Annotated in this window: 12 protein-coding genes; 9 read left to right on the top strand and 3 right to left on the bottom strand. The window is 68.1% G+C overall.

Annotated features, from left to right (window positions below; translation table 11 throughout):
- The first annotated feature begins 59 nt into the window (after positions 1 to 59).
- The 6 genes from fabA (at position 60) to ACYVKR_RS02025 (ending at position 6,183) form a co-directional block, all read left to right on the top strand.
- Positions 60 to 581, top strand: a complete 522-nt coding sequence (fabA, locus tag ACYVKR_RS02050) for a bifunctional 3-hydroxydecanoyl-ACP dehydratase/trans-2-decenoyl-ACP isomerase (protein ID WP_460479050.1) — start codon at positions 60 to 62, stop codon at positions 579 to 581.
- Positions 578 to 1,798 (top strand): beta-ketoacyl-[acyl-carrier-protein] synthase family protein, encoded by a 1,221-nt coding sequence (gene fabB, locus ACYVKR_RS02045; protein WP_460479049.1) that lies wholly within the window; start codon positions 578 to 580, stop codon positions 1,796 to 1,798. The genes fabA and fabB overlap by 4 nt, the downstream gene beginning before the upstream one ends.
- A 134-nt stretch (positions 1,799 to 1,932) precedes the next feature.
- Positions 1,933 to 2,838: a glycine--tRNA ligase subunit alpha gene (gene glyQ / locus ACYVKR_RS02040; RefSeq protein WP_460479048.1), complete on the top strand. Its 906-nt coding sequence runs from the start codon at positions 1,933 to 1,935 to the stop codon at positions 2,836 to 2,838.
- 21 nt (positions 2,839 to 2,859) lie between these two features.
- Entirely contained in the window at positions 2,860 to 3,402 is a 543-nt protein-coding gene (locus ACYVKR_RS02035) for a metal-dependent hydrolase (RefSeq protein WP_460479047.1), read from the top strand.
- The gene (gene glyS, locus ACYVKR_RS02030; RefSeq protein WP_460479046.1) at positions 3,402 to 5,525 is read left to right on the top strand and encodes a glycine--tRNA ligase subunit beta; all 2,124 of its coding nucleotides are present in this window, start codon (positions 3,402 to 3,404) and stop codon (positions 5,523 to 5,525) included. Before ACYVKR_RS02035 ends, glyS begins: the two co-directional genes overlap by 1 nt.
- A 91-nt stretch (positions 5,526 to 5,616) precedes the next feature.
- Positions 5,617 to 6,183: a D-glycero-alpha-D-manno-heptose-1,7-bisphosphate 7-phosphatase gene (locus ACYVKR_RS02025; RefSeq protein ID WP_460479045.1), complete on the top strand. Its 567-nt coding sequence runs from the start codon at positions 5,617 to 5,619 to the stop codon at positions 6,181 to 6,183.
- Between the two features lie 3 nt (positions 6,184 to 6,186).
- Here ACYVKR_RS02025 and hemE read toward each other — a convergent pair whose 3' ends face one another.
- Positions 6,187 to 7,302: a uroporphyrinogen decarboxylase gene (gene hemE, locus ACYVKR_RS02020; protein WP_460479044.1), complete on the bottom strand. Its 1,116-nt coding sequence runs from the start codon at positions 7,300 to 7,302 to the stop codon at positions 6,187 to 6,189.
- 89 nt (positions 7,303 to 7,391) lie between these two features.
- The gene (locus ACYVKR_RS02015) at positions 7,392 to 7,943 is read right to left on the bottom strand and encodes a MarR family winged helix-turn-helix transcriptional regulator (protein ID WP_460479043.1); all 552 of its coding nucleotides are present in this window, start codon (positions 7,941 to 7,943) and stop codon (positions 7,392 to 7,394) included.
- 168 nt (positions 7,944 to 8,111) lie between these two features.
- On the opposite strand from ACYVKR_RS02015, the gene ACYVKR_RS02010 reads away from it, so the two are divergent.
- Together ACYVKR_RS02010 and ACYVKR_RS02005 are read left to right on the top strand one after the other, a co-directional pair.
- Complete coding sequence (locus ACYVKR_RS02010; RefSeq protein WP_460479042.1) at positions 8,112 to 9,071, top strand: Bug family tripartite tricarboxylate transporter substrate binding protein; 960 nt, start codon at positions 8,112 to 8,114, stop codon at positions 9,069 to 9,071.
- A 69-nt stretch (positions 9,072 to 9,140) separates the two neighbouring features.
- Positions 9,141 to 10,475 carry a sulfatase family protein gene (locus tag ACYVKR_RS02005; RefSeq protein ID WP_460479041.1) on the top strand — a complete coding sequence of 445 codons (1,335 nt, stop codon included), beginning with the start codon at positions 9,141 to 9,143 and terminating at the stop codon, positions 10,473 to 10,475.
- Between the two features lie 7 nt (positions 10,476 to 10,482).
- Here ACYVKR_RS02005 and ACYVKR_RS02000 read toward each other — a convergent pair whose 3' ends face one another.
- Positions 10,483 to 11,013 (bottom strand): hypothetical protein, encoded by a 531-nt coding sequence (locus ACYVKR_RS02000; protein WP_460479040.1) that lies wholly within the window; start codon positions 11,011 to 11,013, stop codon positions 10,483 to 10,485.
- Positions 11,014 to 11,294: 281 nt separating this feature from the next.
- Between ACYVKR_RS02000 and ACYVKR_RS01995 the strand changes: the two genes are divergently transcribed.
- Positions 11,295 to 11,891, top strand: coding sequence for a TetR/AcrR family transcriptional regulator (locus ACYVKR_RS01995; RefSeq protein ID WP_460479039.1), 597 nt, complete (start codon positions 11,295 to 11,297; stop codon positions 11,889 to 11,891).
- Positions 11,892 to 11,899: the final 8 nt, after the last annotated feature.

Raw genomic sequence — 11,899 nt, 5'->3', positions numbered from 1 at the left:
GCTTCGCCCTGCAAGATAAGAAGTGGCGGCGCTGCCTGCCCCCTGGAGCACGAACCATAATGGCCGATTCTTTTTCCTACGAACAACTGATAGCCTCGGGAGAGGGCAAGCTGTTTGGTCCCGATAGCGGCCGCCTGCCGCTGCCGCCGATGCTGATGTTCGATCGCATCACCCATATCGACGAGAAGGGTGGGGAGTTCGGTCTGGGCAAGATCGTCGCGGAACTCGATGTTCGCCCTGATTTGTGGTTTTTTGCGTGCCATTTCCAGGGAGATCCGGTCATGCCCGGCTGCCTGGGCCTGGACGCCATGTGGCAGCTGATCGGCTTCTACCTGACGTGGCTGCGCCTACCCGGCCGGGGCCGTGCCCTGGGTGCCGGCGAGGTGAAATTCACCGGCGAGGTCGGCCCGGACGTGAAGCTGGTAACCTACGAAATCGACATCAAGCGCGTGATCAAGCGCAAACTGAACATGGCCATCGGCGATGCGCGCCTGCTGGCCGATGGCAAGGAAATCTACGTCGCCAGCGATCTGCGTGTGGGACTGTTCCTGCGTGAGGGCGATGCGAAGGAAGCCGCATGAAGCGTCGGGTAGTTATCACGGGGGCGGGCATCGTCTCCTGTATCGGTAACGATTGGGCCTCGGTCGAGGCCTCGCTGCGCGAAGGCCGTTCGGGCATTCGCGCCATGCCTGAATTCAAGGAGCTGGGCCTGCGCAGCCAGGTGGCCGGCAAGCCCGAGATCGACCTCGAGGCCCGCATCGACCGCCGGCAGCTGCGCTTCATGGGCGATGCCGCGGCTTACGCCCAGATTGCGCTCGAAGACGCGATCCAGCAGGCGGGCCTGGCGCCCGAGCACATCAGCCATCCGCGCACCGGCCTCATCATGGGTTCGGGCGGCGGCTCGCCGGCCAACCAGATTGAGGCTGCCGACACGCTGCGCAGCAAGGGCATCCGCCGCGTCGGCCCCTACCAGGTCACGCGCTGCATGGGCTCGACCGTGTCGGCCAACTTGGCCACCAATTTCAAGATCAAGGGCATCAACTACTCCATCACCTCGGCCTGCTCCACGTCGGCACACTGCATCGGCGCGGCCGCACAGCAGATCGCCTGGGGCACGCAGGACGTGATGTTCGCCGGCGGCGGCGAGGAGCTGTCCTGGGGCCTGGCCATGCTGTTCGACGGCATGGGTGCCATGTCCAGCAAGTACAACGAGCAGCCCGAGAAGGCCTCGCGCGCCTACGATGCGGGCCGCGACGGTTTCGTGATCGCCGGCGGCGGCGGCGCGGTGGTGCTCGAGAGCCTGGAGCACGCCCAGGCCCGCGGCGCGACCATCCTGGCCGAGATCGTGGGCTTCGGCATCTCGTCGGACGGCGAGGACATGGTGGCCCCCTCCGGCGAAGGCGCCGCGGCTGCCATGCGGCAGGCCATTGACGGGCTCGATGGCGCCATCGACTACGTCAATACCCACGGCACTTCGACGCCTGTCGGCGACATGCAGGAAGTTGGCGCCCTGAAGGCGGTTTTTGGCGACAAGGTGCCGCCATTCTCGTCCACCAAGTCGCTGACCGGCCACTCGCAGGGCGCCACCGGCGCGCAAGAGGCCATCTACTGCCTGATCATGCTGAACAAGGGCTTCATCGCCGGTTCCGTCAATGTGGAGACGCCCGATCCGGCGCTGGGCGGCATGCCGCTGGCCACCGAGTCGCGCGACGCCGACCTGCGCCAGGTGATGTCCAACAGCTTCGGCTTCGGCGGCACCAATGCCTGCCTGGTGCTGCGGCGCTGGGAAGGGCAGTAAAAGGGCCTTTCCCCTAAAAACAAAGCGCCTTCGGGCGCTTTTTTGCGGCTGTGCTTGGCATGCGGTGCCAAGCCCCTAAAATCAGCTGCTTCGATCAAGCAGGCACCGTGCCTGCGCCGACGGTCTTTGAGAACATGCGCACCTTCCAACAAATCATCCTCACGCTGCAGCAATACTGGGACGCCCAGGGCTGTGCGCTGTTGCAACCCTATGACATGGAAGTGGGCGCCGGTACGTCGCATACCGCTACGTTTTTGAGAGCTATCGGCCCCGAGCCCTGGAAGGCCGCCTACGTGCAGCCGAGCCGCCGGCCCAAGGACGGTCGCTACGGCGAGAATCCCAACCGCCTGCAGCACTACTACCAGTACCAGGTGGTGCTCAAGCCCGCGCCGGCCAACATCCTGGAGTTGTACCTAGGTTCGCTGGAGGCCCTGGGCTTCGATCTGAAGAAGAACGACATCCGCTTCGTCGAGGACGACTGGGAGAATCCCACGCTGGGCGCCTGGGGCCTGGGCTGGGAAGTCTGGCTCAACGGCATGGAGGTGACGCAGTTCACCTACTTCCAGCAGGTGGGCGGCATCGACTGCAAGCCCGCCACCGGCGAGATCACCTACGGCCTGGAGCGCCTGGCCATGTACCTGCAGGGCGTGGACAATGTCTACAACCTGAAGTGGACCGACACGCTGAGCTATGGCGACGTCTACCACCAGAACGAGGTGGAGCAGTCCACCTACAACTTCGAGCATTCGGATACCGATTTCCTCTTTACGGCGTTCAACGCGCACGAAAAGCAGGCCAAGTACCTGATGGAGCAGCAGCTGGCGCTGCCGGCCTACGAGCAGGTGCTCAAGGCCGCGCACACCTTCAACCTGCTGGATGCGCGCGGTGCGATCAGCGTGACCGAGCGCGCGGCCTACATCGGCCGCATCCGCAACCTGGCCCGCGCCGTGGCGCAGAGCTACTACGAGAGCCGCGAGCGCCTGGGCTTCCCGATGGCGCCGCGTGAGTGGGTGGCGCAGATGGCCCCCAAGGCCGCCTGACCCTCCGCACGCCTTCCGTCCATGCCCACGATCTTCTCGCATGTCGCCGTGCCCGTGGCTGCCGCGCTCGCGCTGGGCAGCGGCCGCGTGCCAACCAGCATGCTGCTCGCCGGCATGCTGGCGGCGATCGTGCCCGATTTCGACGGCATCCCGCACCAGTTCGGCATCAACCTCGGTGTGAACCTGGGCGGCATGTGGGGCCACCGCGGCTACACGCACACGCTGGGCTTTGCGCTGGCCTTCGGGCTGGTCGGCCTGCTGCTGGCGCGGCGCTGGGGCGTGCCGCGCCTGGCCGGCTATGCCTGGATGGCGCTGTGCTGCTTCTCGCACCCGCTGCTGGACATGCTGACCAGCGGCGGCAGCGGCATCGCGGCGCTGTGGCCCTTCGCGTCCGAGCGTTTTTTCAGTCCCTGGCGGCCGATCGAGGTATCGCCGATCGCGGCATCCCGCTTTTTCTCGCAGCGCGGCCTGCAGGTGGTGAGCAATGAGCTGTTCACCGTATGGTTTCCCTTGCTGACCATCGGCCTGTCGATCTTCGCGCTGCGCCATACCCGGAAATCCTGATGACTTCCTCCCAGAATCTACTCGTTGAACTGTTCGTTGAAGAGCTGCCGCCCAAGGCGCTGAAAAAGCTCGGCGATGCCTTTGCGCAGGTGCTGCTGGCGCAGCTGCGCGCACAGGGTCTGGCGTCGGAGGCCTCGCAGCTCACCGCCTACGCATCGCCGCGCCGCCTGGCCGCGCACATCACGGCCGTGCTGTCCAAGGCCGCCGACAAGCAGGTATCGCAAAAGCTCATGCCGGTGAGCGTGGGCCTTTCCGCCGACGGCCAGCCCACGCCGGCCCTGCTCAAGAAGCTGGCCGCGTTGGGTGCCGATTCCTCGGCGGTCGCCAGTCTCAAGCGTGCCCCCGACGGCAAGGCCGAGGCGCTGTTCTACGACAGCACCGCGCCCGGCGCCCTGCTTTCCGACGGCCTGCAGAAGGCGCTGGCCGAAGCTATCGCCAAGCTGCCCATCCCCAAGGTCATGACCTACCAGCTCGAAAGCGGCACGCCGCTGCCGGGCTGGGACAGCGTGCAGTTCGTGCGCCCGGCCCACGGCCTGGTGGCGCTGCACGGCAGCACCGTGGTGCCGGTGACGGCACTGGGCCTCACGGCCGGCAGCACCACGCACGGCCACCGCTTCGAGGCCCTGGTCGATCCGGTGCAGATCCCCGATGCCGACCGCTACGCCGCCGTGCTGGCGGAGCAGGGCGCGGTGATCGCCAGCTTCGACGAGCGCCGTGCGGCCATTGCTTCACAGCTGAAAACGGCTGCAGACCAAGCTGGTCAATCGCTGACAGCTATCAAAGATGACGCTCTGCTGGATGAGGTGACGGCCCTGGTCGAGCGCCCGAACGTGCTGGTCTGCGAGTTCGAGAAGGAATTCCTTGGCGTACCGCAGGAATGCCTGATCCTGACCATGAAGGCCAACCAGAAGTACTTCCCGCTGCTCGACGCCGCCGGCAAGCTGACCAACCGCTTCCTGGTGGTCAGCAACATCAGCCCGCAGGACGCGAGCGCCGTCACCGGTGGCAACGAGCGCGTGGTGCGCCCGCGCCTGGCCGATGCCAAGTTCTTCTTCGACCAGGACCGCAAGAAGACCCTGGCCTCGCGCGTCGATTCGCTCGGCAAGGTGGTCTACCACAACAAGCTCGGCACCCAGGGCGAGCGCGTCGAGCGCGTGCGCGCCATCGCCAGGCTGATCGCCGGCCAGATGGGTGCGAACGCCGCCCAGGTCGACCAGGCCGCGATGCTGGCCAAGACCGACCTGGTGACCGACATGGTGGGCGAGTTCCCCGAGTTGCAGGGCACCATGGGCCGCTACTACGCGCTGAACGATGGCCTGGACGTGGCCGTGGCCGACGCCATCGAAGACCACTACAAGCCCCGCTTTGCCGGCGACGAGCTGCCGCGCGGCGACGTCGGCGTGGCCGTGGCGCTGGCCGACAAGCTCGAAACCCTGGTGGGCATGTTCGGCATCGGCAACCTGCCCACGGGCGACCGCGACCCGTTCGCGCTGCGCCGCCATGCGCTGGGCGTGATCCGCATGCTGGTCGAGAAAGACCTGCCGCTCGACCTGCAGCCGCTGCTGGCCGGCAGCCTGCCCGCCTTCGGCGACAAGGTGCAGGACGCCACCGCGCAGCTGCTCGACTTCATCTACGACCGCCTGGCCGGCAGCCTGCGCGAGCAGGGCTTCAGCGCCCAGGAAGTGGACGCCGTGCTGGCACTGCGCCCGCAGCGCCTGTCGGACGTGCAAAAGCGCCTCGACGCCGTGCGCGCCTTCGCCGCGCTGCCCGAGGCGCAAGCTTTGGCTGCCGCCAACAAGCGCGTGGGCAACATCCTCAAGAAGGCCGACGGCGCGGTGGCGCCGAAGGTGGATGCCGCCGTGCTGGCCGAGGCCGCCGAGAAAGACCTGTACGCCGCGCTGCAATCGGTGGCGCCGCAGGCCCAGCAGCAGTTCGCCGCCGGCGACTACACCGCCAGCCTGCAGACCCTGGCCGCGCTGCGCGCGCCGGTGGACGCCTTCTTCGAGCACGTGATGGTCAATGCCGACGACCCGGCGCTCAAGGCCAACCGCCTGGGCCTGCTGGCCACGCTGCACGAGGCCATGAACCGCGTGGCCGACCTCTCGCGCCTGGCCGCGGCTTGACGAAAACACCGCGCCTCGGGGCTTGCCCCGTGGCGCGGATCACCGCCCGCCGATATGCTGCCCCCATGTATGCAGCGAAGAGGGAGCAGCAATGAAATTGGCAGTCCTGGACCGCTACGGCACGCTGTGCGCCGAGCCTCCACCCCACACCCCGCGCCTGGGTGAATGGAATGCCCTGCCAGGCGCGCTGGAGGCCGTGGCCCGGCTCAACCAGGCGGGCTGGCATGCGGTGCTGATGACCGCGCAGCCTGGCCTGGGCCGCGGGCTTTACGACTGCGCCGCGCTCAACGAATACAACCGCCAGATGTACAAGCAGATGGCCGCCGCCGGCGCCAAGCTGGATGCGGTGTTCTTCTGCCCGCACGCCCGCGAGGAGCAGTGCGACTGCCTGGCCCCCCAGGCCCAGCTGCTGCGCCAGGTGCTGGAGCGCTTTGGCGTCGAGGCCTCGAAGGTCGCCGTCATCGGCAGCCGCGGCGATCACCTGCAGGCCGGCGCGGCCGTGGGTGCCCGCCTGTACCGGGTGGGGGCCGCCGCGCTGACCGGCGTGGAACTGCCCGATCTGCCGCAGGCCGGGATACCGGCCTTTCCTACCTTGTTGGACTGCGTGACCGCCCTGGTGGACGAGACGCACGATTGCGCCGCGCCGGCCGCGGCCTAGCGCCTAGCGGCGCATCGCCCGCGACTGCGAGTGCACCGCCTCGACCAGCGCCGCCACGTGCTCGGGCGGCGTGAACTGGCTGATGCCGTGGCCCAGGTTGAAGATGTGCGTGGGGCCGGTGGTGGTCTTGTCGGTGTGTGGCGTGCCAAAGCTCTCCAGCACCGAGCGCACCTGTTCGGCGATGCGCTCGGGCGGCGCGAACAGCACGTTCGGGTCGATATTGCCCTGCAGCGCCTTGCCGGGGCCGCCGGCCGTGCCGCCGACGATGGCGCGGGCGTGGCCCAGGTTGGCCGTCCAGTCCAGGCCCAGCACCTCGCAGTCCAGCTCCTTCATGTCGGGCAGCCAGATGCCGCCGCCCTTGGTGAAGACGATGCGCGGCACATCGGTGCCATCCACGCCGGTGCGCTTGAGCTGCGCCAGCACGCGCTTGGTGTAGGCCAGGCTGAACTGTTGGAAGGCGCCGTCGGCCAGCACGCCGCCCCAGCTGTCGAAGACCATGACCGCCTGGGCGCCGGCGTCGATCTGCGCATTCAGGTACGCGGCCACGCTGTCGGCGTTGATGGCGAGGATGCGGTGCATCAGGTCGGGGCGGCCATACATCAGGCTCTTGACCAGGCGGTAGTCGTCGCTGCCCTTGCCCTCGACCATGTAGCAGGCGAGCGTCCAGGGGCTGCCCGAGAAGCCGATCAGCGGCACGCGGCCGTTGAGAGCCTTGCGGATGCTGGTGACGGCGTCGAACACATAGCGCAGCTTGTCCAGGTCGGGCACGGCGAGTTCCGCCACGGCGGCCTCGTCGCGCACCACCTTGGCAAAGCGCGGGCCTTCGCCCTCGGCGAACGACAGGCCCAGGCCCATGGCGTCGGGCACGGTCAGGATGTCGGAGAACAGGATGGCCGCGTCGAGCGGGAAGCGCTCCAAGGGCTGCAGCGTGACCTCGGTGGCGTAGTCCACATTGGTGGCCAGGCCCATGAAGCTGCCGGCCTGGGCGCGCGTGGCCTTGTACTCGGGCAGGTAGCGGCCGGCCTGGCGCATCAGCCACAGCGGGGTGTAGTCGGTGGCCTGGCGGCGGCAGGCGCGCAGAAAGGTGTCGTTCGAAAGCGGGGCGAAAGTCGTGCTCATCCCCGCATTGTCGTTCACCGCCACACCGCCCATGGCCCAAAAAAGGAGCAGCAGCCACCCTTTATGGGCATGAATCGGGTCCGGCCCAATCAGGGTGAGCGTGAGCTGCTCTTGTTTTGATAGTTCGGGCGGGCGCTGCGCGGCGGGTAGACGCGCGGCTCGGCCGGCTGCTGCAGCCAATGCTCGGCCTGCTGCTGCAGCTGGGCCAGCGTGGCGTCGAGCTGGGCGGCGTCCGCGGGCGCCAGCGGCGCGAGCATGCGCAGGTTGATCTCGCGGATCTGCGGGAACAGCGTCTGGTGCAGTTGCTGGCCGGCCTCGGTGAGTTGCAGCACGGCCTGGCGGCGGTTGCCGGGCTGGGCATGGCGCTGCACCAGCCCCTTGGCCAGCAGCGAGGCGATGGCGCGCGAGGTGCGGGCGCGGTCCAGCTCCAGCCGCTCGGCCAGCGCCGACGGAGGCAGGCCTGGCTGCTGCGCCAGCCACATCAGCACGCCCCATTCGCGGCGGGTGATGCCGTACTGCCCCTCGCACAGCCGCGTGACCAGCCGCGCCGACACCGCCGTGAGCTTGGCCAGCCGGTACAGCAGCAGGTCCGAGGCCTGCTGCGGATCGGTGAGCGGATGGGTGGCTGCGGGGGCGGGCATGCGGGAAATTCCTCACAACAGTTGATTTCAACAATCGTTTTGGCGCTGGCACCATTGTGGCCACAGCCGGGCCGATGGCCAGATAGATCATCGGGTGCATAGCTTATGGCCTGGGCGATGAAGCCATGGGGCACCATGTCCGGTTTTTGATTTGTGGAGAGCAACAGCATGATCCAGCGCCGCCAGTTCCTGACCCATTCCGCCCTGCTTGCCGGCACCGCCGCGCTGCCCGCCTGGGCGCAGGAGCAGACCCTGCGCGTGGTCGTGGGCTACCCCGCCGGCGGCTCCAGCGACCGGGTCGCGCGCATCGTGGCCGACAAGCTGCAGGCCGCGCTGCGCCAGACGGTGATCGTCGAGAACAAGGTGGGCGCCGGCGGCCGCGTGGCCGCGCAGTACGTGAAGAACGCCCCTGCCTCGCAGCCCATGCTGATGCTGGCCAACCCCGCCGTGATGGTGGTGGCGCCGCAGGTGATGAGCGACGTGGGCTACGACGCGGCCAAGGATTTCGTGCCGGTCAGCGAGGTCAACAGCTATGTCTTCGGCGTGGCCGTGTCGTCGGCCGTGCCGGTCAAGGAATTGAAGCACCTGCTGGCCTGGCTCAAGGCCAACCCCAGCCAGGCCAACATCGGCGTGCCCGCCACCGGCAGCTTGCCGCATTTCTTTGCGCTGATGCTGGGCCAGCAGGCCCAGGTAGCGGCCGAGGCCGTGGGCTACAAGGGCTCGGCGCCGCTGGTCACCGACCTGATCGGCGGGCAGATCCCGGCGGCGGTGGACACGCTGGACGTGCTGCTGCCCCAGCACGAGGCCGGCAAGCTGCGGCTGCTGGCCGTGTCGAGCGAGCAGCGCCACCCGCTCGCGCCGCAGGTGCCCACGCTGAAGGAGGCTGGCGTGAACCTGGCCGCCGCGGGCTGGAACACCTTCTTTGCGCCGCGCAGCATGCCGGCAGCCCAGCTGGCGCGCTACGAGGAGGCCATCCACCGCGTCATGCAGGACCCGGAAACGGCGCGGCAGTTCAAGTCGTCCAACCTTGACCCGGTGGTGGCCACGGCCGCGCAGACGCGCCAGCGCCTGGCCGCCTACCGCCAGCAGTGGGAGCCGGTGATCCGCGCCTCGGACTATCGCCCTTGATTGCTATTTATTTAATAGCTGTTTGCGCTTGATGGTAAAGCCCTGGATGCCAATTTGGCCTGAATTTTCATGACACGCCCCAATATCATCTTCATCGTCGCCGACGACCTGGGCTATGCCGACCTGGGCTGCTACGGCGGGCGCGACGCGGGCTTTGGCCCCGTCTCGCCGGTGCTCGACGGCCTGGCGGCCAACGGCCTCAGGCTCACGCAGGGCTACTCGAACTCGCCCGTGTGCTCGCCCACGCGCTTTGCGCTGATGACGGCGCGCTACCAGTACCGCCTGCGCGGCGCGGCCGAGGAGCCCATCCGCACCGCCACGCGCGGCAACGACCAGCTCGGCCTGCCGCCCAGCCATCCCACGCTGCCCTCGCTGCTCAAGGACGCGGGCTACCGCACCGCGCTGATGGGCAAGTGGCACCTGGGCTACCCGCCGCATTTCGGTCCGCTGCGCTCGGGCTACGAGGAGTTCTTCGGCCCCATGTCGGGCGGGGTGGACTACTTCAGCCACTGCGGTGCCAACGGCCAGCACGACCTGTGGTTCGGCGATGCCGAGAAGGCCGAGGAGGGCTACCTCACCGACCTGATCACCGACTATTCGGTGGACTACATCCACCGCCGCGCCGACGAGGCGCTGGCCGGCACGCCATTCTTTTTGAGCGTGCACTACACCGCGCCGCACTGGCCGTGGGAGACGCGCGACGACGAGGCCCTGTCGCGCGAGCTGCGGGACAGCCAGCAGGCCATCTACCATCTGCATGGCGGCAACGTGGAAAGCTACCGCCGCATGGTCCACCACATGGACGAGGGCATAGGCCGCATCATGCAGGCGCTGGACATGCATGGCCTGGCGCACAACACGCTGGTGGTCTTCACCAGCGACAACGGCGGTGAGCGCTTCTCGGACAGCTGGCCGCTGGTCGGCGGCAAGATGGACCTGACCGAGGGCGGCATCCGCGTGCCATGGATCGCGCACTGGCCGGCGGGCATCGCGCCCGGCGGCGTCAGCCGGCAGACCTGCCTGACCATGGACTGGTCCGCCACCATGCTGGAGCTGGGCGGCGCCACGGCCGCCGAAGGCTACCCGTGGGACGGCGCCTCGCTGCAGCCGCTGCTGCGCAATGCGCGCACGCTGCAGGACCGGCCGCTGTTCTGGCGCATGAACCACCGCGGCCAGCGCGCCATGCGCGACGGCGACTGGAAATACCTGCGCGTGGACGGTATCGACTACCTCTTCAACCTGGCTGCCGACGAACGTGAGCGCGCCAACCTCGCGCCGGTGCAGCCCGAGCGGCTGCAGGCCATGGTCGCCGCCTGGGAGGCCTGGAACGCCAGCATGCCCGCCATCCCCGGCGATGCGACGGTGAGCCTGTGCTACACCGAGCAGGACATGCCGCAGCGCTGAGCGGCGGTCAGCGCCAGAGGCCCGGCTTTTCGCCGTCGTCCACCTTGGTGGCGATCAGCCCGATGCCCGACAGCAGGCCGACGATGATCGCGAACAGGTAGACCGCGTTGGCCACGGCCAGGCTCAGGCTGTAGCTCCACTGCAGCCCGGTGCACAGCGAGGGATTCGGGTAGAGGTTGTCGCACTGGTTGAGCGCGGGCATGTGCACGTACCACAGCAGCGCGAGCGCGGCAAAGCCCAGGGCCAGGGCGGCGCCGGTGGCATTGCGGTGGTAGCGCAGCGCCAGCAGCAGCGAGACCGGCACGGCCGTACCCCAGACCAGCATCAGCAGCCAACTGGCCAGCGGCACGACGGCGAGCAGTTGCTGCAGCCCGCTCCATTTGGGCAGATCGGACAGCACCGCCAGCAGATTCCACTCCATGGGGACGACGATCCCGGCAATGGCCAGGCTGGCCAGCAGGATGCCGAAGCACACCAGCTTCGGCGAGTGGTGCCGGTGGACGCCGACGGGCGGCGGGGTATGAACAGTCGAGGCCATGGTGCATCTCCTGGGTGAGCGCCGCCAAGGGGCAAACCGGCGGCGCGGTTCATACAGCCATGGCGGGCGGGAGACGGATTCGCAGCCAGACCGCCACGGCACCATGGCTCCCACTATAGGCCGATGGCCAGCCCCTGGCTAGCCGGGCCAGGCATGCATGCGACTGGGGTGGTGGCTTGGGGCCTGCTGGCCCCTGTGGCGCCGGGGCCGGTGGGCCCATCCCCATGGACACCTTCTCTATTTGGGATTACATTGAGTAATCCGAAATAAGAGGTGCCCCCATGTCTCCGCGAGCCTATCGCCAGTCGGCGCGTGCCGACGCGGTTCAGGATACCGAGCGGCAGATCGTTGACTCGCTGTTCGCGCTGCTTGAGGCGCGCTGGTTCGATGAAATCACGCTCGACGACATTGCTGCTGCCGCCGGCACCACCCGCCAGACCGTGATCCGCCGCTTCGGCAGCAAGGCCGGCGTGCTCAGCGCCATGGCGATGCGGATGGATGCCGCGATCCGGGAGCAGCGCTGGAGTGCTCCCCCCGAAAGCGTGGCCGACATCGTCGCGCTGCTGATGGACGACTACGAGCGCACCGGCGACATCCTCGTGCGGACGCTGGGGCAGGAAGCCCGCATTCCCGAATTCGCCGCCGTCCTCGACCGGGGGCGCCAGGGCCATCGCGAATGGATCGGGGACATGTTCGGCGCCTGGCTAGGCAAGCTCGACGGCCAGGCCCGCAAAGACAGGCATGCGCAGTTGCTGGTCCAGACCGATGTCTGGGTCTGGCACCTGCTGCGCCGGGCGCAGGGGCATTCGGCGGCGCAGACCGGCCGGCTCATGACGCAGGCGATAGAGCGCCTGCTGCGCGAGGATGGACAACGCTGACCCAAGGA

It is taken from the genome of Comamonas humi, from assembly GCF_054782535.1.
Note: the sequence above shows the minus strand (reverse complement) of the source record. Positions and strands in the feature narration are given on the sequence as shown.